This window comes from Streptomyces sp. NPDC048751 (assembly GCF_043198595.1).
GTDB lineage: Bacteria > Actinomycetota > Actinomycetes > Streptomycetales > Streptomycetaceae > Streptomyces.
Genome location: NZ_JBICUX010000004.1, coordinates 490,222 through 509,475, shown reverse-complemented (window position 1 = coordinate 509,475; position 19,254 = coordinate 490,222). Strand labels below are relative to the sequence as shown.

Annotated in this window: 19 protein-coding genes and 1 pseudogene; 9 read left to right on the top strand and 11 right to left on the bottom strand. The window is 72.2% G+C overall.

Translation table 11 applies throughout. From position 1 onward, the window contains the following. The first annotated feature begins 220 nt into the window (after nucleotides 1–220). The 4 genes from ACGFNV_RS17065 to ACGFNV_RS17050 are packed head-to-tail and all read left to right on the top strand — an operon-like array spanning nucleotide 221 to nucleotide 3,197. Nucleotides 221–1,627, top strand: coding sequence for an SRPBCC family protein (locus tag ACGFNV_RS17065; protein WP_393623226.1), 1,407 nt, complete (start codon nucleotides 221–223; stop codon nucleotides 1,625–1,627). After that, nucleotides 1,612–1,938, top strand: coding sequence for a 2Fe-2S iron-sulfur cluster-binding protein (locus tag ACGFNV_RS17060; protein WP_393623224.1), 327 nt, complete (start codon nucleotides 1,612–1,614; stop codon nucleotides 1,936–1,938). Before ACGFNV_RS17065 ends, ACGFNV_RS17060 begins: the two co-directional genes overlap by 16 nt. 7 nt (nucleotides 1,939–1,945) lie before the next feature. After that, nucleotides 1,946–2,161: a transposase gene (locus ACGFNV_RS17055; RefSeq protein WP_393623223.1), complete on the top strand. Its 216-nt coding sequence runs from the start codon at nucleotides 1,946–1,948 to the stop codon at nucleotides 2,159–2,161. Between the two features lie 4 nt (nucleotides 2,162–2,165). Then, a complete protein-coding gene (locus tag ACGFNV_RS17050) occupies nucleotides 2,166–3,197 on the top strand; it encodes an NADP-dependent oxidoreductase (protein WP_393623221.1) in 1,032 nt (343 codons plus the stop codon). A 16-nt stretch (nucleotides 3,198–3,213) separates the two neighbouring features. On the opposite strand, the gene ACGFNV_RS17045 is transcribed toward ACGFNV_RS17050, so the two are convergent. From ACGFNV_RS17045 to ACGFNV_RS17030, 4 genes are all read right to left on the bottom strand, one after another. Further along, on the bottom strand, nucleotides 3,214–3,528 hold the full coding sequence (locus ACGFNV_RS17045; RefSeq protein WP_393623219.1) for a putative quinol monooxygenase: 315 nt from the start codon (nucleotides 3,526–3,528) through the stop codon (nucleotides 3,214–3,216). Between the two features lie 69 nt (nucleotides 3,529–3,597). Further along, nucleotides 3,598–5,334, bottom strand: coding sequence for a PEP-utilizing enzyme (locus tag ACGFNV_RS17040; protein WP_393623218.1), 1,737 nt, complete (start codon nucleotides 5,332–5,334; stop codon nucleotides 3,598–3,600). A 41-nt stretch (nucleotides 5,335–5,375) separates the two neighbouring features. Continuing rightward, nucleotides 5,376–6,167 (bottom strand): SDR family NAD(P)-dependent oxidoreductase, encoded by a 792-nt coding sequence (locus ACGFNV_RS17035; protein WP_393623217.1) that lies wholly within the window; start codon nucleotides 6,165–6,167, stop codon nucleotides 5,376–5,378. Between the two features lie 29 nt (nucleotides 6,168–6,196). Then, the gene (locus ACGFNV_RS17030) at nucleotides 6,197–7,492 is read right to left on the bottom strand and encodes an aromatic ring-hydroxylating dioxygenase subunit alpha (protein WP_393623216.1); all 1,296 of its coding nucleotides are present in this window, start codon (nucleotides 7,490–7,492) and stop codon (nucleotides 6,197–6,199) included. A 155-nt stretch (nucleotides 7,493–7,647) separates the two neighbouring features. Here ACGFNV_RS17030 and ACGFNV_RS17025 point away from each other — a divergent pair, with 155 nt between their 5' ends. The 4 genes from ACGFNV_RS17025 to ACGFNV_RS17010 all read left to right on the top strand — a co-directional run bounded on the left by ACGFNV_RS17025 (nucleotide 7,648) and on the right by ACGFNV_RS17010 (nucleotide 11,764). Next, nucleotides 7,648–8,103, top strand: coding sequence for a VOC family protein (locus tag ACGFNV_RS17025; protein WP_393623215.1), 456 nt, complete (start codon nucleotides 7,648–7,650; stop codon nucleotides 8,101–8,103). Nucleotides 8,104–8,235: 132 nt separating this feature from the next. Next, complete coding sequence (locus ACGFNV_RS17020) at nucleotides 8,236–9,192, top strand: thiamine pyrophosphate-dependent dehydrogenase E1 component subunit alpha (RefSeq protein WP_393623214.1); 957 nt, start codon at nucleotides 8,236–8,238, stop codon at nucleotides 9,190–9,192. Nucleotides 9,193–9,197: 5 nt separating this feature from the next. Then, nucleotides 9,198–10,223, top strand: coding sequence for an alpha-ketoacid dehydrogenase subunit beta (locus tag ACGFNV_RS17015; protein WP_393623213.1), 1,026 nt, complete (start codon nucleotides 9,198–9,200; stop codon nucleotides 10,221–10,223). Further along, a complete protein-coding gene (locus tag ACGFNV_RS17010) occupies nucleotides 10,220–11,764 on the top strand; it encodes a 2-oxo acid dehydrogenase subunit E2 (RefSeq protein ID WP_393623211.1) in 1,545 nt (514 codons plus the stop codon). The genes ACGFNV_RS17015 and ACGFNV_RS17010 overlap by 4 nt, the downstream gene beginning before the upstream one ends. Nucleotides 11,765–11,774: 10 nt before the next feature. On the opposite strand, the gene ACGFNV_RS17005 is transcribed toward ACGFNV_RS17010, so the two are convergent. Further along, nucleotides 11,775–12,386 (bottom strand): TetR/AcrR family transcriptional regulator, encoded by a 612-nt coding sequence (locus ACGFNV_RS17005; protein WP_393623209.1) that lies wholly within the window; start codon nucleotides 12,384–12,386, stop codon nucleotides 11,775–11,777. Between the two features lie 141 nt (nucleotides 12,387–12,527). On the opposite strand from ACGFNV_RS17005, the gene ACGFNV_RS17000 reads away from it, so the two are divergent. After that, on the top strand, nucleotides 12,528–13,184 hold the full coding sequence (locus tag ACGFNV_RS17000) for a TetR/AcrR family transcriptional regulator (RefSeq protein ID WP_393623208.1): 657 nt from the start codon (nucleotides 12,528–12,530) through the stop codon (nucleotides 13,182–13,184). A gap of 58 nt (nucleotides 13,185–13,242) precedes the next feature. On the opposite strand, the gene ACGFNV_RS16995 is transcribed toward ACGFNV_RS17000, so the two are convergent. From ACGFNV_RS16995 to ACGFNV_RS16970, 6 genes and pseudogenes are all read right to left on the bottom strand, one after another. After that, complete coding sequence (locus ACGFNV_RS16995) at nucleotides 13,243–13,947, bottom strand: SDR family NAD(P)-dependent oxidoreductase (RefSeq protein ID WP_393623206.1); 705 nt, start codon at nucleotides 13,945–13,947, stop codon at nucleotides 13,243–13,245. 14 nt (nucleotides 13,948–13,961) lie between these two features. Further along, entirely contained in the window at nucleotides 13,962–15,116 is a 1,155-nt protein-coding gene (locus ACGFNV_RS16990; RefSeq protein WP_393623205.1) for a thiolase family protein, read from the bottom strand. Beyond that, on the bottom strand, nucleotides 15,113–15,397 hold the full coding sequence (locus ACGFNV_RS16985; RefSeq protein WP_393623334.1) for an OB-fold domain-containing protein: 285 nt from the start codon (nucleotides 15,395–15,397) through the stop codon (nucleotides 15,113–15,115). The genes ACGFNV_RS16990 and ACGFNV_RS16985 overlap by 4 nt, the downstream gene beginning before the upstream one ends. Before the next feature lie 9 nt (nucleotides 15,398–15,406). Then, nucleotides 15,407–15,493: pseudogene (locus ACGFNV_RS16980) on the bottom strand (zinc ribbon domain-containing protein); the annotation flags it as partial. A 59-nt stretch (nucleotides 15,494–15,552) separates the two neighbouring features. Further along, a complete protein-coding gene (locus ACGFNV_RS16975; protein WP_393623203.1) occupies nucleotides 15,553–16,674 on the bottom strand; it encodes an acyl-CoA dehydrogenase family protein in 1,122 nt (373 codons plus the stop codon). Further along, nucleotides 16,671–19,112, bottom strand: coding sequence for a putative PEP-binding protein (locus ACGFNV_RS16970; RefSeq protein ID WP_393623201.1), 2,442 nt, complete (start codon nucleotides 19,110–19,112; stop codon nucleotides 16,671–16,673). Before ACGFNV_RS16970 ends, ACGFNV_RS16975 begins: the two co-directional genes overlap by 4 nt. Nucleotides 19,113–19,254: the final 142 nt, after the last annotated feature.

Genomic DNA, 19,254 nt, shown 5'->3' with positions numbered 1-19,254 from the left:
TACGGCACCCAGAAACTTATGAGGCACTACAGCCTCAAGTGCGTCGGAGTGTGACACGCTCCCGCAGGCTTGGGGAGGGGGCAGTGGCAAGAAATTCGAGGCTGAGCGCGCGATATACGGGCTTCCTCGGGTAACGCGTCCCTGGCCGCCGTCGGGACTGTTGCTACTGTGCATCGCCGGTAACTACACTCACTCTAAAGTTTCTGTCGGAGGAGCGAAGATGGACGAAACGTCGGAGGCGGGCACGGCACGGTGCCCGGGGCCCAGCGTCCAGGACTACCTCGACCGGGACAGCCGCCCCGTTCCCCCCTCCCTGAGGTACGAGCGGAACGACCATCTCGGCAGCGAGGACATCGACATCACCCGCTTCACCTCCCGCGCCTGGGCCGAACGCGAGATGCGGCAGGTGTGGCGCCGCGTGTGGCAGTTCGCCTGCCTGGAGAGCGAGATCCCCGAGGTCGGCGACCACGAGATCTACGAGATCGGCGACGATTCCCTCATCGTCGTGCGCACGGCCCCCGACGAGATCCGCGCCTTCGTCAACGTGTGCCTGCACCGCGGCCGCAAACTGCGCACCAGCGGTGGCAACGTCAGTGAGTTCCGCTGCCCGTTCCACGGATTCGCCTGGAACCTCGACGGCACCATGCGGACTCCACCGTGCGCCTGGGACTTCCCGCACGTCGCCCCGGAGAAGTTCTCCCTCCCCGAGGCCCAGGTCGCCACCTGGCGTGGTTTCGTCTTCGTCAACATGGACCCGTACGCGGAGTCCTTCGACAGCTACCGGGGCACCTTCGACGACTACTACATCTGGCCGCTCCAGGAGCGCTACAAGTCGTTGCACATCGCCAAGGTGCTGCCCTGCAACTGGAAGATCGCGCAGGACGCGTTCATCGAGTCCTTCCACGTCATCGCCACCCACCCGCAGATGCTGCCGTGGCTCGCCGACGCCAACTCCCAGTACGACGTCATGGCCGACCAGCCGAACTGGAACCGGATGATCAACATCCAGGGCGCGCCCAGTCCGCACGTCGCCGACTTCGTGACGGAGGAGGACGTCCTGGAGACGTTCTACGACTCGCGGTCCTTCTACGCGGCGGCCCAGGGCCGTGACCTGGTGAGGGGGGACGGGGACGAACTGCCCGCGATCCCGCCAGGCGGCACCGCCCGCCAGGTCCTCGCCCAGCGGATGCGCGAGCAACTGGCGGCCACCTCGCACCAGGACTTCTCGCAGACCCCCGACACCGAACTGCTGGACGCCATCAACTACCTGCTGTTCCCCAACTTCAACCCCTGGGGCGGCGCCAAGTCCAACATCGTCTACCGGTTCCGGCCCCACGGCCTCGACCCCGACTCCTGCACCGCCGAGATCATCTTCATGTCGGCGCCGAAACAACCCGGCGAGATGCCGCCCCCGGCAAAGATCCGCTGGGTACCGGAGGACATGCTCTTCGCGGACATCCCCGAACTCGGCGTCCTCGGCCCCGTCTTCGACCAGGACTGCGAGAACCTGCCCTACGTCCAGCAGGGACTGAAGGCGATGCGCAAGCCGGGCATCACCCTGGCCAACTACCAGGAGAGCCGCATCCGCCACTTCAACCGCACGCTCGACGCGTGGATGGACAAGTGACCCACCGCGTGGCGGTCAGACCGTCCGGCGTCGAGATCGAGGTGCGCGACGGCGAGGACCTGTTCAGCGCCGCCCAGCGCCTCGGCTATCGCTGGCCCACCGTCTGCGGCGGCCAGGGCACCTGCCGCACCTGCTTCGTCCAGGTCGAGGAGGGCTCCGAGAACTGTTCCCCCGTGGGCCCGCTGGAGCGCGAGGGCATCGAGGCCCTGCGCAGGCCGGTGGACGGCCTGACCCGGCTCGCCTGCCGGCTCCGGGTCCAGGGCCCGGTGACCGTGACCAAGCGCGGTGTACGCCGCCGAGTGCAGGAGTGAGCGCCCCATGTCCAAGCAAGTGATCCACCCCCTGACCGGGCACGTGTACCGGCTCACCGAGGACGGCCTGGTCGAGGTGACCGACCCCAGGACCGGGGCGCGGGGGATCTTCGACTTCCAGGCCCGCTGGCAGTCGGGCGACCTGCGCCACGCCGACCTCCAGATGGCCGGCTGGGTGGGCCGACTCGCCCAGCGGCGCGCCGCCCGGCAGCCGGAGGAGTGACCCGGTGACGGTCCCCACCACCCGGGTGGTCTGTCTGGTGCGCCGGCCCGACGGTGACCCCCTCCCCGGTGACTTCACCGTCGAGGAGCGCCCCCTGCCGCCCCTCACCGAGGGCCGGCTGCTCGTCCGCAACCTCTACATGAGCGTCGACCCGTCCATGCGCGGACGGCTGGAGAGCACCGAGAAGCACTACACCCACAACTTCACCCCGGGTTCGCCGCTGGACGGGCGGGCGCTGGGTGTCGTGGTGGAGAGCCGCTGTGCCGCCGTGCCGCCGGGGTCGTACGTACGTCATCAGCTCGGCTGGCGGGAGTGGGCCGTGCTCGACGCGGCGGACACCGACGGCGCGGGGCGTATCGACCCCGAACTCGCCCCGCTGCCGACCTGGTTGGGGCTGCTCGGCCAGACGGGGTTCACCGCCTACGTCGGCCTCACCCGGATCGCGGAGCTGCGCACCGGTGACACGGTCCTGGTGTCGGCGGCGGCCGGTGCCGTGGGAACCGCCGCGGGCCAGTTCGCCCGCATGCTCGGCGCCGAGCGCGTCGTGGGGACCGCCGGCGGGCCCGACAAGTGCGCCCTGCTCGTCAAGCAGTTCGGCTACGACGCCGCCGCCGACTATCGCGCCGAACCCGTGCGCGAGGCACTGGCCCGGCTCGCGCCCGGCGGCGTGGACGTGTACTTCGACAATGTCGGCGGGGAGCAACTGGCCGCCGCCCTGCACGCGTTGCGGACCGGTGGCCGGGTCGCCCTGTGCGGCATGATGTCCCAGTTCGGCGGCGAGCGGCGGTCCGCCGACATCAACCAGCTCATCCAGGCAGTGCTCAAGCGGCTGACCCTGCGCGGCTTCATCGTCCGTGACCACGACGACCTGCGACCGGAGTTCGAGCTGCGGGTCGCGGCCTGGCTGCGCGAAGGCCGGATCACCGCACGCGAGACGGTTGTGGACGGTTTGGACAACGCCGCAGGGGCGCTGCTGTCCCTGCTGGACGGCGGCAACATCGGCAAGATGCTGGTCCGGCTGGGCGACTCCGACTGAGCAGGGTCGCGCGCCGTCAGCGCATGGGGCGGGACGCGGCGACCGTATGGGCCTCCAGAAACACCCCGACGCGGGTCAGGCCGGCCGAGGCCGCCCGGAAGTCCTTGATGTGCGGGGTGCCGAAGTGCTCGTCGAGGGCCTGCTGGGAGACCCAGCGCTCGTACACGCGGATCCGTCGCTCGTCGGTGGGATCCGCGGTCATCGCGTAGTCCAGGCAGCCCGGCTCCTCCGCGCGCGTACGGTGGCCCAGCTCGACGAGGTGCCCCAGCATCGTGTCCCGGTCGCCGGGCTCGTAGTCCATCCAGCCGGCGACGACGACCTGCTCCGTCATGGTGGTCCTTTCGCGGTCATGACCGCGGGCCCGTCGCGGCGCAGGGGCGTGCGACGGGCCCGCGGTGTCTCAGAGGGCGACTGCCGCCGGGACGCCGTCCACGGTGACGGTGCCCTTGTCCCCGTCGACCGTGATGAGCATCCCGTCCCGCAGCCGTCGCGTACCGCCCTCGACGGAGATGACGGCGGGGATGCCGAGCTCCCGGCAGACGACGACGGCGTGGCTGTTGAGGGCGCCCACGTCCACCACGGCAGCTCCGGCGACCAGGAACAGCGGGGTCCAGGCCGCGTCCGTGATCGGCGCGACCAGCACCTCACCCGGCTCCAGCGCCTCGCACGAGGCCGGGTCGGTGACCACCCGCACCCTGCCGGTGTAGGTGCCGTGGCTGCCGCCGACACCGCCGAGCACATCGCCCTCGACGGCCGCCTCGGTCCGCTCCTGCGCGCGGCGCGGCCAGCTGTCGATCTCGGTCCGAGCGTCGTCCGCGACGAAGAACGGCGGTTCCAGCTCGTGCAGGGAGGCGTACTCGTCGAGTCGCTGGGCGATGACGGCGGCGAAGGGCACCGGGTCGGCGACGTAGTCGTCGAGTTCGGTGTCCAGCAGCATCATCACGTCCTCGGGCCGGGCGAAGAGCCCCGCCCCGACCCCGCGGCGGCCGAGCTCCCGCACCGCCATCCGGATCTCGTTGACGACGGTCACACAGTTCGCCTTGGTGCGCTCGCGGGCCGGGATCCACACCCGGGAGGCGTGCAACCCGGCGTCGAACATCGGCCGCGTCTCCTCGGGCAGCGCGGCCCGGATCTCCCCGGCCGTCCGCTCGCGCCGCTCCGTCAGCCGCTGTCGGCGGGCGGCCGGGGAGTCGTCGTCGGAGCTGTGCCGGATGCGGTCGACGAGGGCCAGCGCCTGCACCGGCACGGCCTCCCAGGAGCGGGCGTGGATGTCCCACTCGTTGGGGCCGCGGTCGCCGGACTCCGCCAGGAACTCCTCGAAGGAGTCGCGGAACGCCTTCACGTCCCCCGTCGCCCCGTCCAGTGCCCGCTCCACGGCGGCCGGCCCCTGGTCGAACAGCGCGGTCAGCTCGGCCGAGTCGGCCACCTGCCGGGACAGGGCCCACAGCCCGGTCGAGGGAGAGGCCGAGTCGACGTCGCCCAGACCGCCGATGAGGTCGAGCATGGCGTCGGGGCGGTCGACGCTCGCGCACAGCGGACCGAGGATCGCCGGTCCGACGGACGCGGGCAGCGACGACTCGACGTGCCGCTGGAAGGTGGTCTCCACGTCGTCCAGCAACGAGCGTGCGTGCGCCACAAGTTCGGCCTCGGAGAGGGCTGTGAGGTCAGGCCGCGCCCGGCGCAGCGCGCGCAGCCGTTCCCGGTCGGCGTCGGCCTCCGGGAAGGTGGTCTGGCCGAGCATCCGCTGGAGCGTCGCGCCCGCCTTGGCCGTCAGCTCCTCGTCCTGGTCGTCCGGATGCGCCACGTACGCCGGGGTGTCGGAGCGCCGGCCGACGAAGGCCGCGTCGATCTGGTCGGCCGTCTGGCCCATGCGGATACCGAACAGCCGCATGTGGGACAGGTTGAGGTAGAAGTGACCGCCGAACATCCCGACGAACGGTGGCCGCGGACCGGCCACCTCCTCCTCGCGGTAGATGCCGAACCCGACGAAGCCCTTGCGCCAGCCGTGCAGACCGCGCCCCCAGACCAGCGTCCAGCCCAACGGGCTCGCGGGGTCCGGCAGGGTCTCGCCCGCGTTGGCCCGGGTGTAGTGCGGCAGCCGCTCGCTGCGCTGCCAGTCCGTGATCCAGCTCTTCATGGCCGAAGGTCTCCCGCCGTCCGTCCCGGTGTCTCCGGGGCCTACCACTGCGCCGTTCCGCCGTCGACGCTGATGAGCGTGCCCGTGATGCCCGCGCCGGCGTCGCTCGCCAGCAGCGAGGCGACGGCCGCGACCTGTTCCACGGTGGTGATCTTCTTCGTGGCGGCGTGCTCGGCGAAGCGGCCGAGCCACTCCTCGTACGAGATGCCCTCGGCCTCCGCCGCGGCGGGACCGGCTGCCCGCATCAGGTCGGTGTCGACGGCGCCGGGACAGATCGCGTTGCAGGTGATGCCCTGGGTGCCGTACTCGAACGCGGTCGCCTTGGTCAGGCCGTGGATGGCGTGCTTGTTGGTGATGTAGTGGCTGATCGCGGGCTTGTTGGCCTGCTTGCCCTCGACCGAGGAGATGTTGATGACGCGGCCCCAGCCGCCCGCCAGCATCTTCGGCAGCGCGCGACGGGTGCCGTAGAAGTAGGCGTTGAGGTTGAGCCTGAGGGCGTCGTGCCAGGCGTCGTCGCTGAGCTCGTGGATCGGGGCGAAGCCCGAGGTGCCGCCCACGTTGTTGACCCAGATGTCGAGCCGGCCGAAACGCTCGGCGGCGAAGTCCGCCAGGGCCTCGATGTCCTCCTGGCTGTTGGCGTCGCAGGCCTGGAACACGGCCCGGTCCCCGGCGTCCATCTCCTCCAACGCCTGCTTGCCCTTGAGCTCGGAACGGCCGCTGATCACGACCGTGGCGCCGTCGGCGAGGAATGCCTCGGCGATGGCGCGGCCGATGCTGCGCGTGCTGCCCGTGATCACCGCGACACGTCCGTCGAGGCTGCCCGTAGCCACCATGCTGGTCTCCCGCGAGTGTTGTTGGTCCGTCACCTGGCGGCTTCGTCGGCTCTTGCCAGGTGTGCGTGGATGGTGCGGTGGAAGTGCTGGAGTCCGGGCTCGTTGCGTCCGAAGACGAAGTCGGTCCCGTTCAGGGCCGCGAGGCCCTGCTGGACTCCGTAGGTGGTCGCGTAGTCCTCGTCGCGGACCACCTCGTGGAACCACTCGCCGAACCGGTCGGCGGCCTGACGCTCCCCCTCGGTGACCGCCGGTTCCCGCAGCAGGATGATCTGCTGGGTCACCGACTCGGTGGCCGTCCGGGGGAGCACCAGGGAGACGGCGATCTTCTGACGCCAGCCGCCCGCGATCGCGAGGCCGGGGAAGAGCCAGTAGATCGGGCCGACACACTCCCCGGGATCGCGCCGGTCCGGAGGCAGGTCGACCGCCTGCGCGATGGGGCGCAGGGCCGGTGCGATGCGCTGGTGGGGGCCCCAGGTGTCGTGGGCCATCATGTTGGAGAGGTTCGTCTCGAACACCGTCTTCGGGTGCAGCGAGGCGAAGTGGTACGTCTCCAGATATCCGTCGAGCGTGACCTTCCAGTTGGGGCTGGTCAGCTCGCTGGTGGCGTAGTGGTGGCACTCGGCGAGGCGCAGCCCCTCGAGGAGCGGCTGAAGGTCGCCCAGCCAGTCGTCGAGGTCGGGCTCGGCCGCCGGGTCCAGTGAGACGAAGACGATCCCGGCGCGTTCACCGGCCGGAAGCCGGACCAGACCGCGGCCCTCCCGCGGCACCTCGCCGAAGGTCTTCTCCGCGTACACGCCCCGCAACTCCCCGGCCAGGTCGTACGACCAGGAGTGGTAGGGGCACGTGAGCCGCTTCGACACCCCGCAGCCGGGTTCGAGGAGCTTGGCCCCGCGGTGCCGGCAGGCGTTGATCATCGCGTGGACGGCGCCCTGCCGGTCCCGGGTGATCAGGACCGGGATGCCGAGCACGTCGATGGCCTTGTACGTGTGGGGTCCGGGAAGCTCGCAGGACATCGCGAGCGGCAGCGGAACGCTGCGGTGTATGGCGCTCGTCTCCCGTTGCCAGCGGTCGGCGTCGAGGTAGTGCGCGACGGGTTCCGTCCACTGGCCGTCCGCCTCGTGCGTGCTGGTGGCGCGGTAGTGCGCCACCACGCGCTCGACGAGTTCGGCGGCCTCCCGCCGCATGGCGACGGACGCGGCGTCGGTCGAGCGGTCCTGGCTGATCCACGAGGAGTATTCGGGGGCCGAGGCGGCCGGGGAAGCCGCGGGGGCCGACGGGGCCGAGCGGGCCGAAGGCGCCAAGGGGACCGAACTGGACTGGACCACGGTGTCCTCACAATCCTCCCAGCCGCGAGCCGGTGAAGGGCTTCGGAACGCGACGGCTGGGCTGTGACCGAAACGACAACAGCACTTAGTGTTCTCTGTCAATAGAAAGTGGCGAAGTGGTCGCTGGGTGTTCCGTGGGGGTGGGTGCGATGGTCATGACCCGGCCGTTGGAGGCGGGCGTGGTGGTGCGGGACCTGGAGCTGATGGAGCGCTTCTACTGCGAGGTGCTCGGCTGTCGCGCCGAGCGCCGCTCGGGCGTTCCGGAGTCCGTCGGCGGCCCGGCCGGGCTCGGCGGTGAGGTGGTGGTCGTCTGGCTGCGGGTCCCCTCCGGGGGGTGTGTCAAGTTGATCCGCCCCCGGTCGGCCGGGGTCTCGGCAGCTGTCGCGGTTCCGTTGGCCGGGCGCCCGGGGCTGGCGTATCTCACCTTCCATGTCGATGACATGGACCCTCTGGTGGCCGCACTGCGGGCCGCGGGTGCCCGGTCTCTCTCGGACCCGGTCGTGGTCCGGACGCGTGGGCGCCGGATCAGCTTCTGGGCGGATCCGGAGGGCAACGCCGTGGAGTTGGTGGACATGTGCGGAGGCGACCCGGGTCCGAGGCGTAGTAATTAGAGACGCTGTTCAGTAAGGTGCCCCGTGCTGGTTACTGTAGACCGGCACTAGAAAGTCCGATCGTGTGGCAACTGCCCTCGGGCGAAGGGGCGGACGATGGCTCTACGAGCGTCAACGGCGTCGAAGGAATCCGTGCAGGTCATCAAGGACCTGCACGAGCGCATGGTGCGGATCCGGCTGTTCGAGACCGAGGCGGGCAAACTGATGGAGGCCGGCAGACTGCCCGGCTTCCTGCACCTCTATGTCGGCCAGGAAGCCGTCGCCGCCGGCGTGATGGCGGCCCTGCGCGACGACGACCAGATCACCTCCACCCACCGCGGCCACGGGCACGCCGTCGCCAAGGGCGTCGGCTTCCGCGAGATGTACGCCGAGCTGTACGGCCGGGTCACCGGCGCCTGCCTCGGCCGCGGCGGAAGCATGCACATCAACGACGTCACCCTCGGCATGCTCGGCGCGAACGGCATCGTCGGCGCGGGCATCCCGATCGCCGTCGGCGCCGCCTTCGCCGCCCGGTACAAGGGCGAGAACAGTGTCGCCGTGACCTTCTTCGGCGACGGCGCCACCAACATCGGCTCCTTCCACGAGGCCGCCAACATGGCCGCCGTACTCGGCCTGCCCGTCGTCTTCGTCTGCGAGAACAACGGCTACGCCGAGTTCACGCCCCAGTCCGGGCACATGCTCCTCACCGACGTCGCCGACCGGGCCGCCGCCTACGGCATGCCCAGCGTGATCGTCGACGGCATGGACGCGGTCGCCGTCCACCGCGCGGCCACCGACGCCGTCGCAGGCGCCCGGGCCGGAAAGGGCCCCATGTTCATCGAGGCGAAGACCTACCGCTACTACGACCACCAGGGCGTCAAGGGTCTGCGCCACCCCTACCGCTCCGACGAGGAGGTCGCCGAGTGGAAGGCCCGCGACCCCATCGGTCTGATCGAGGCCCGCGCGGTCGCCGACGGCACCGCGACCCGCGCGGAACTGGACGACGTGTGGCAGCGCACCCGTGACGAGATCGCCGACGCCATCGCCCACGCCGAGGCGAGCCCGCTGCCCGACCCCGGCGACCTGCTGCTCAACGTCTACTCGGGATGACCGCCATGACCACCATCACCGAAGCACCGGCCACCGCCCCGAACGCCGCGGCCCGCAAGCTGAGCTACGTCAAGGCCTTCAACGAGGGCCTCGCCCAGGCCATGCGCGAGGACGAGAACGTCTTCGTCGCCGGTGAGGACGTGGCCGGGTACGGCGGCGTCTTCCGCATGTTCGACAACCTGCTCGACGAGTTCGGCCCCCGCCGCATGATCGACACGCCCATCTCCGAGGCGGCGCTGGTCGGCCTCGGCGTGGGCGCCGCCGCCCGGGGCCTGCGCCCGGTCGTCGACCTGATGTTCATGGACTTCATCGGCGTCTGCCTCGACCAGATCGTCAACCAGGCCGCCAAGATGAAGTACATGTTCGGCGGCGCCGTGTCCGTGCCGCTCACCATCACCACCGCATCCGGCGCGGGCCTCGGCGCCGCGGCCCAGCACAGCCAGAGCCTGGAGGCCTGGCTCGCCCACGTGCCCGGCCTCAAGGTGGTCATGCCGTGCGACGCCTACACCGCCAAGGGCCTGACCGTCTCGGCCATCCGGGACGACAACCCGGTCGTCGTCATGCTCAACAAGGTCCTCCTCGGCAGCACCGGCGAGGTCCCCGAGGAGATCTACGGCATCCCGCTCGGCCGGGCCCACACCGCACGGCACGGCTCCGACGTCACCGTCATCGCCCTGGGCCGCATGGTGGGTGAGGCCCTCGCGGCGGCCGACGAGCTCGCGGCGCAGGGCGTGGACGTCGAGGTGATCGACCCCCGCACCGTGCAGCCCCTGGACACCGAGACGATGGTCGCCTCCGTCCGCCGCACCAACCGCGTGCTCGTCGTCCACGAGGCCGTCACCTTCGGCGGCCTCGGTGCGGAGATCGCCGCCCAGATCCAGGACGAGGCCTTCGACCACCTCGACGCGCCGGTCCTGCGCATCGGCGCCCCCTTCTCCCCGGTGCCTTTCTCGCCGGTCCTCGAGAAGGCCTACGTCCCCGATCGCGCCCGCATCGCCCAGGGCTGCCGGCGCCTGCTCGAGAGGTCGTGACCGACGTGGCGGTCGAGGTCCTGCTGCCGAAGATCGGCCTGACCATGCAGGAAGGCACGATCGACGAATGGCTGGTACCCGTCGGCGCGGCCGTCGCGGAGGGCGACGCGCTGCTGCGGCTGGCCACCGACAAGGTCGACGTCGACGTCGAGGCGGAGGCAGGGGGACTGTTCCACCCCGTGGTCCCGGCCGGGACCACCGTCCCCGCCGGTGCCCTCATCGGCTGGCTGCTGGCCGAGGGCGAGCAGCCACCGGACCCGGGGGGTACGCCGATGCCTGCCGGGTCCGGGCCCGGCGTGGCCGCGGCTGCTGCGCCTCCGGTCAGCGGCAGCGCGGCTTCCCTGGGGTCCGGGCCCGGCGTGGCCGCGGCTGCTGCGCCTCCGGTCAGCGGCAGCGCGGCTTCCCTCGGCTCCGGGGCCCGTATGGTCACGGCCGCCGCGCTCCTCGCCCAGGGCAGCTCCGCCCCCCTCGGCCCCGGTGACCGGATCCTGTCCTCGCCCAACGCCAGGCGGGTCGCCGCCGCGGCCGACGTCGACCTGACCGCCGTACGCGGCACGGGGCCAGGCGGGCGGATCGTCTCCGAGGACGTGGAGGAGTTCCTCGCGACGCTCCCCGGCGACGCCGTCCCGTCGGGCGGCAGCCCCTCCTCGCCGCTGGTCCGCAAACTGGCGAAGGAGCGGGGCATCGACCTCTCCGAGGTGAACGGCACCGGTCCGGGCGGCCGGATCCGCCGGTCCGACCTCGACGCCGTCACTCCGTCGCCCGTTCGCCGGGAAGAGCAGCGTGAGGAGCACCGGGAGGCGCGTCGGGACGCCGGCCGTGCTGCTCGCCGTGGAGCGGTGCCCCAGCCCGGCGACGTCCTCCCCCTCACCGGAATGCGCGGAACCATCGCCCGCCGCATGCACGCCAGCCTCCAGGAGATGGCACAGCTGACGCACGGCTACGAGGTGCGGATGGACGCCGTGGTGTCACTGCGGGACCGGCTGAAGGAGGAGTGGACCGACGGCGAGCTGCCCGTGCCGAGCCTCAATGACTTCCTGCTGAAGGCCGCCGCGCTGGCCCTGCGCGCACACCCGCTGCTCAACGCGACGGTGCGGGAGGACGGCATCCACCTGCTGGACGCCATCCACCTCGGGTTCGCCGTGGCCGTCCCGGGCGGACTGATGGTCCCGGTGATCGAGGACGCGGACGCGCTGCCGCTGCCCGAGATCGCCCGCCGGTCAAGGAGCCTGGCCGAGGCCGCCCGCGAGGGGCGCGTCTCACCGGCCCAGCTGGAAGGCGCCACCTTCACCGTCACCTCGCTCGGCGGATACGGGGTCGACTTCTTCACCCCCGTGATCAACCCGGGCAACGTGGCGATCCTCGGCGTCGGCCGACTCAGGGACGGTGTCGAGTGGTCGGCCGACGATCGTCCACTGCGGACGCGCGTGCTCACCCTGAGCCTCACCTTCGACCACCGCGCGGTGGACGGCGCACCCGCCGCCGAGTACCTGCGCACGGTCGCGGAGTTGCTGCGCAAGCCCCTCCGGCTGCTGGTCTGATGCCGGGGTGCTACTCGGCCGCCGCCGGGCCGGCGATCCGCTCGGCGAGGCCACCCACCTCGCGCACGAACGAGCGGTGCCCGAGGGAGCGGTAGACGTCGTCACCCCGGACCTGCGAGATCGCGGCGGTCTCCAGCAACGCCAGCAGGCCGAGGCCGATCACCGCCGCCTCCGCGTCGGAGACCGACGCGTCGGCCTTGCGGATCAGCCGCACCAGCTCCGCCAGGAGTTCCGTACGGCTCTCCTGGCGCAGCGCCTCCGCCTCCTGGCTCATACCGGCCGAGGTCACGAAGAAAACGGTGGCGGCGGACCGGTGTTCGCCCAGCCAGGCCAGCAACGTGGTGACGGCCGACGCGATGTCCGAGCCGGACGTGTGGGCCTCCGTGAGCGCGTGCAGCTGCTCGCGCAGCGCGGCGGCGAACACCCGCATCCCCTCCGCCAGGACCTGGTCCTTGGAGGAGAAGTGGTAGTAGACGGCCGCCGAGGTCATTTCCGCCCGGGCGGCGATGTCGGCCACCGTCACCTCGTCGGGCGGCTGGGTGGCGAACAGCTCCGTGGCCGCCTCGATCACCCACTGCCGACGGGACGGGCGGTGGGCGGCGCGGGTACCGGATGTCGTCATGATGTCAAGTATGCCGGGAACTCGCTCATCGGGAGGCCCTGGTGTGGCGGGAAACCAAGCGATCCGCCCGGCGTAGTTACTGGATAACATGGTCAGACACAGGGACCGCGGACAAGGGTTCACCGGCAGCCGCCAGGGAGCATGATGGCCACCACGAAGAACGGCAAGCAGCCCGCCCACCGTCCCTCACGGCGGCAGCACATCATCACGGCCGCCGTACGGGTCTTCGGCCGCAACGGCTTCGCCGAGACGAGCATCCAGGACATCGCGGACGAGGCCGAAGTGGTGCCCACGGCCGTCTACTACCACTTCGACGGCAAGGACGAACTGCTCGAACTCACCATGCGCCGGGTCTTCGACCAACTGAACGCGGTCGTGGAGGAGGCCCGCCCGGAGTCCGAGCCCGGCGACGCCGAGGGACTGCTGCGCGTCATCGACGCCGTGTGGGACTGGGTGGAGCGCAACCCGGACGAGGCCCGGCTCTACCAGGTGCAGATCGCCTCCGTCAACGGCAACGTCAAGGCGCTGCGGGACGAGTTCGAGCAGCGCCACATCCAACGCGGCTACGACTACCTGCCCGAGGGCAGCACCCGCAGTCCCCGGGCCGCCAAGGCCCGGCACGCGACGCAGGCGCTCGCGGTGCGCACGCTGATCAGCACGACCATGCTCGTCACCGCCCTGCGCGCGGAGGGCGGACCGCTGTCGGAGCTGCCCTCCGCGTCCGTCCTCGAGGCGGTCAGGTCGCTGGCGCTGCGCATCGTCTCCGCCGACCGGAACGGGGCCGCCTCGCAGGCCTGATACAGCTCCCCGGGCCCGCCGGGCTCACCGAGTCACCGGGTTCACCGGCTCCCGTGGTTCACCAGGGCAGCGGCCTGCGGTCCGCGAACAGCCCACCCGTCGTCCCGTCGCCCTCGGGCAGCGTCGCCAGCCAGACCGGCGTGTCCGCGCCCTCCCCCGGACCGCGCGGTGCGGACTCCCCGCCCATCCCGCTCCGCGTCCACCCGGGATCGGCCGAGTTGACCAGCACACCGGTGCCGGCCACTTCGGCGGCGAGCATCCGGGTCAGCGCGTTGAGCGCGGTCTTGGAGACGCGATACGCCGGATGCCGACCCGAGTTCATCAGCGACAGCGAGCCGTACGAGCTGGTCACGTTGACGACCCTCCCGTAGCGGGCCCGCACCATGCCGGGCACGACGGCCTCGGACAGCCGCCAGGCGCCCAGCAGATTGGTCTCCAGCGTGGCCCGCAGGGCGTCCTCGTCGAGGTCGAGGGCCGTGCGCGTCCCGTCCAGGCTGACCCCGGCGTTGTTGACGAGGACGTCGATCGTGCCGAAGCGCCCCAGAGCCTCGTCCACCGCCTCGACGACACTCGCGGCGGACGACACGTCCAAGGCCAGCGGTACCGCCGCCGGACCGATGCGGCCGCAGACCTCCGCGGCCGCCTCCCGTTTCCTGGCCGCGACCAGTACTCTCAGCCCCCGGTCGGCCAGTTGACGACAGATCTCCACGCCGATCCCGCGCGCTCCGCCGGTGACCAGCGCCGTTCTGGTGCCCTCATGCATGCGCGTGCCGCCTTTCACACGGTCAGGACCGAGCAGGCGCTGATCCCCGGCGCCCCGTACACATGGGTGAACCCGACGCGGGGAGCACCCGGCACCTGCGCACCCGGCGCCCGGCCCTGCAACTGCCGTACGACCTCGTGGAACTGGCGCAGCCCCGAGGCGCCGACGGGTTCGCCGCCGGCCAGGCAGCCGCCGTCGGTGTTGACCGGTATGCGGCCCGTGGGATCGGTCTCCCCGCCGGCCAGCAGCTCCTCCTGCTCGCCGTGGCCGCAGAGCCCGGTCTCCGCGAGGTGAATCAGCTCCGAGCCGCTGTCGGTGTCCTGCAACTGGGCGACCCGCACATCCGCGGGCCGTGTCCCGGCCGTACGGAAGGCGGCCTCCGCGGCGTCGACGCTGGGGCTGCGGTGCGGTCCCGGCGGCAGCCAGGGCGCGAACACCTCGAACGAGCCGAACCGCCGGGTCCGCAAGGCCAGGGACGCCAGTCTGACAGGCCGTTCGCACAGGTCGAAGGCGCGGTCGCCGAGCGCGAGGACCAGTGCCACCGCGCCCTGACCCGGCGAGCAGAACATGTACTGGGTGAGCGGGGGGCTGACCTCGGCGGAATCCAGGATCTCCCGCTCCGTCAAGGGCTTGCGCCGCCAGGCCAGCGGATGGTGCGAGCCGTTGCGGAAGGCCCGCGCGGCGACCATCGCCAGCGCCCGCTCCGAGATGCCGTACTCGTGCAGATACCGCTGTGTCTTCAGCGCGAAGAACTGCGTGGTGAGCATCATGCCGCTCTCGGCGTACCAGTCGCCCAGGCCGTAGCGGGCCGCGGAGACGTGGAACGCGCCCCGTTCGTGCTTGTCGAAGCCGACCGCGAGCCCCAGTGACGCCTCACCCGCGCGCAGCGCGTGGGCCACGGACAGTACGGTGGAGGCACCGGTCGCGCAGCCGTTCTGCACGTTCACGAACGGCACACCGGTCAGCCCCAGGCGGCCCACCAGCGTGTCGGGCTTGCCGGAGACATCGGAGCCGCCGGCCGCGTAATCGACGTCCTCCCAGGCGACACCGGCGTCGGCGAGCGCCTCGCGGACCGCCCGCACGGCCATGTCCATGCCGCTGACGCTCTCGTCGCGGCCGAAGGGATGCATGCCGCAGCCCACCACGTAGACGTCGTCGGACCGGCTCATCGCTCGTCCCGCGCGGCGGAGCGGAACGCGAAGGTCAGCACCTCGGTCCCGTCCTCGTCGTGGTACGCGGCCAGCGTGGTCAGCCGGACCGGCAGCCCGATCCAGATCTCCTGGCGGGGAATCGCGAGCCGCGCCTCGACCAGCACCTCACCCAGGTCCACGTAGCCCACGTGGTAGGGCTCGTAGCCCCCGGCGGGCGGCCGGTACGGCGGCCTGGGCGGGAACGCCTGCAGCGTCCACGACCACACCCGGCCGCTCTCCGGCAGCACGTGCGCGGACATGCTCCCGCGCGAACACCTGGGACACGAGTCCTGCCGGGGAAAGACGACCGTGCCGCAACCGGAGCAGCGCGCGCCCGCGAGACGCGGTGGATCCACGCTGTCGAAGAGGCCGTCGTCGATGAGTCGGGTGGTTTTCACACGTGCCGCCTTCCCTGTCACCAGCCCAGCAGTTTGGCCAGTCGTTCCCTGTGGTGCGCGGCGCCGCCGAACAGGGCCGCGTCGGACTGGGCGCGCCGGAAGTACAGGTGGGCGTCGTGCTCCCAGGTGAAGCCCATGCCGCCGTGCAGGTGCACGCACTCGGCGGCGACCGACACGAACGCCTCGCCGCACCAGGCCTGCGCCACCGCCGCCGCCTCGGCCAACGCCTCGGGCGAACCGGCCGCCGGCACGGCGCGCACCACCGCCGATCGCGCGGCCTCGACCTGGAGCAGCAGGTCGGCGCAGCTGTGCTTGACCGCCTGGAAGCCGCCGATCGCCCGGCCGAACTGCGTACGGTCGCGCACATGGGCCACCGTCAGGTCCAACGCGGCCTGCATACCGCCGAGTTGCTCGGCGGCCAGGGCGATCAGGCCCACGTCGAGGGCGCGGCCGACGACGCCAACCCCCTCACCGCCGGCGGTCAGTGCCCGGGCCCGGGCACCGGAAAAGGTGACCACCGCCTGCCCCCGGCCGAGGTCGAGGGTGGGCACGCGGCGCACGGTGATCCCCGGCTCGCGCGGATCGGCGAGGAAGAGGTCGACGCCGTCGGCCCCGGCGGCGGCCACCACCAGCCCTTCGGCATCGGCGCCGTCCAGAACGAACGGCGCCGTGCCGTCGAGCAGGGGCACGCCGTCCCGCCAGGAGACGGCCACCGGCACGGCGTCCGGCCGCCACGTCCCGTCCGGCGACGCCACCGCCAGAGCGTGCACCGTGCCCCCGGCCAGCTTCGCGAGCGCCTCGTCGGCCGTGCCGCAGCCGGCCAGCACCTGACCGGCCAGCACGGTCGAGGACAGCAGCGGCACCGGCGCCAGGCTCCTGCCCAGCTCTTCGCAGACCACGACGATCTCGGCGAGTCCGCCGATGCCTCCGGACGACTCCGGCAGCCCCAGGGCGGCGAGCCCGACCTGTCGGCCGAGGGTGTCCCACAGTCCGGCGTCGATGCCGGGGGAGCGCTCGTCCAGCCGACGCACCGCCGCGGTGCCGCCGACGTCCGCGCACACCGACCGCACGGTCTCGCGCAGATCGTCCAGTTCGGCGTCGGACAGGGCCGTGCCGTCGGTCACGGTGGTCGTCATCATGCGCTCCCGCTGTTCTCGCGCCGCTCCCGCAGGGCGCTGTGCGCGGCCGCCATCCGGGCCACCGGCACGCGGTGCGGGGAGCAGGAGACGTAGTCGAGCCCCAGGCCGTCGCAGAACGCGATCGACTCCGGATCGCCGCCGTGCTCACCGCACACGCCCAGCTTGATCCCGGGACGGACTGCTCGGGCCCGTTCCGCCGCCAGGGCGATCAGGGCGCCCACTCCGTGCGGGTCGAGCCGCGCGAACGGGCTGGCGGTCAGGAACCCGCGCTCCTGGTACGCGGCGAGCACCTGCCGCTCCACGTCGTCCCGGGAGAAGCCGTAGGTGAGCTGGGTGAGGTCGTTCGTGCCGAACGAGAAGAACTCGGCGTGCTCGGCGAGCTCCCCGGCCAGCAGCGCGGCCCGCGGCGTCTCGATCATCGTGCCGAGCCGGTACGGAACCCGGACGCCGGTGCGTTCGGCCACCGCGTCGGCGGCCCCGCGTACGAACGCCGCCGCGGTGGCCAGCTCCTCCGGCAGGCTCACCAGCGGGATCATCACCTCCAGCGCGGGCCGTACCCCGGTGGCCGCCACATCGGCCCAGGCGGCGAAGAGTGCCTCTGCCTGGGCCGGGTAGAGCCGCTCGTGCAGCATCGCCAGGCGCACCCCGCGCAGCCCGAGCATCGGGTTCGCCTCGCGCAGGGCGGCGGCCCGCTGTTCCTCGGCGACATCCGCGGCCTCTCCCGGGGCGGGCAGGAACTCGTGCAGCGGGGCGTCGAGGAGCCGCACGGTCACCGGCCGGTCCCCGACCGCGCCCAGCAGCGCCCGGAAGTCCTCGTGCTGGGCCCGCTCCAGCGCGAGCAGCGCCTCGTCCCGGGCCGCGGGGTCGGCGGCCAGGATCATCCGGCGGATCAGCGGCAGGCGCGCGCCGAGGAACTGGTGCTCCGTGCGGCACAGCCCGACGCCCTCCGCGCCCAGGGCGACGGCGGTGTCCACCTCGGCGGCGGTGTCGGCGTTGACCCGCACACCCAGCCGGCGCATCCCGTCCGCCCAGCCCAGGACGGTGGACAACTCGGGCGGCGGTCCGGCCACGGTGACCCGCAGCGTCCCCGCGTAGACGGCGCCGGTACGGCCGTCCAACGACACCGGGTCACCCTCGTGCAACACCCGCTCGCCGATGCGTACCGTCCCGGCGGCCCGGTCCACCCGCAGCCCGTCGGCGCCGCACACCGCGGGCGTCCCGGCGCCCCGCGCCACCACCGCGGCATGCGAGGCGATGCCACCGGTGCCGGTCAGTACGGCCGCGGAGGCCAGCATCCCGGGAACGTCGGCCGGAGTCGTCTCATGGGCCACCAGCACGACCCGCGTGCCGTCCGCGGCAAGTTCGAGGGCCCGTTCGCTGGACAGGGCGATCACACCGGCCGCCGCCCCCGGTGACGCCGGCAGCCCTCGTACGAGGAGTTCCTCGCCGCCGGTCAGCCGGAGTTGGGGATGCAGCAGTTCCTGCACCTGCGCGGGGCTGATCCGGCGCACGGCCTCTTCCCGGCCCAGTGTTCCGTCCCGGGCCAGGTCGGCGGCGAGACAGACCGAGGCGCGCAGCGGCGGGCGCGGCTGGGCCGAGGCGGCGAGCAGGGAGATCTCGTCGTCGCGGACCTCGAAGTCGACCGAGACCGGCGCGTGCAGATGGCGTTCCAGGGTGAGCAGCGAGTGCTCGAGCAGCGAGGTCCCGCCCGCGAGCCGGTCCAGCGGTTCACTCGTGTGCGGCGGCGGGGCACTGCGGCGCACGCCCCGGAAGAAGGAGCCCTGGGGCGAGAAGCGGCCGGTCTCGGGATGGCGGCTGACCGCGGTGCCGTAGCCCGAGTGGTCCGCCGGGCCGATGCGCAGCGCCTGCACGTGCAGGGCGACGGCCAGATCGGCCGGGAGCCGCTGGGACCTGCGGGACCTTCGCGCGCGCGGCGAGTCCCACCGGGCCAGGAGGGCGCGGGCGCCCAGCGCGAGCTGTTCCGCGGGATCGTCGGGGTACGGCCGTGAGCCGTGCCGGGCGGCCAGGGCCAGCAGTGCCTCCACCCGGGCGCGCGGCTCGGGCGTGTCGAGGAGCGCGTCGTCGAGCACCGCACCGGGTACGTCCAGGCCGTACTCGGCGATCATCCGCACCGAGGCGGCCCACACCTCGTACAGCGCCTCCTCGCGCCCGATGACGGCGCACAGGGCGCTCGCGTCGGCCGGTGCGACGCCGAGGCAGGCCAGGTCGGGCGGCAGTCCCGCGATCCCGGCCGGCGCGCTCGCCGACAGGCGCAGCAGCAGCGGGCGGGCCGTGTCGCCGACCCGCCGCCCCGAGAGCTGTTCGACCAGATCGACGGCGGTGCGAGCCGTGCCCGGTTCACACAGGGAGGCGGCGGCGCTCGCGGGCACGGTGAGCCCGGGCACCACCGGCAGCCCGAGGGCCACGAGCCGATCCATCGCCGCACCGTGCACCCCGAGCTCACCGGCGTCGAGGCCCCGACTGCGGCCCTGGCCGTAGGGGACGAGGGCACGGCCGGATGCCTCCGGACGGGCCCAGGGGTCAGAGGCTTCAAGCCGTGCGGCGCCGACGGAGGCACTT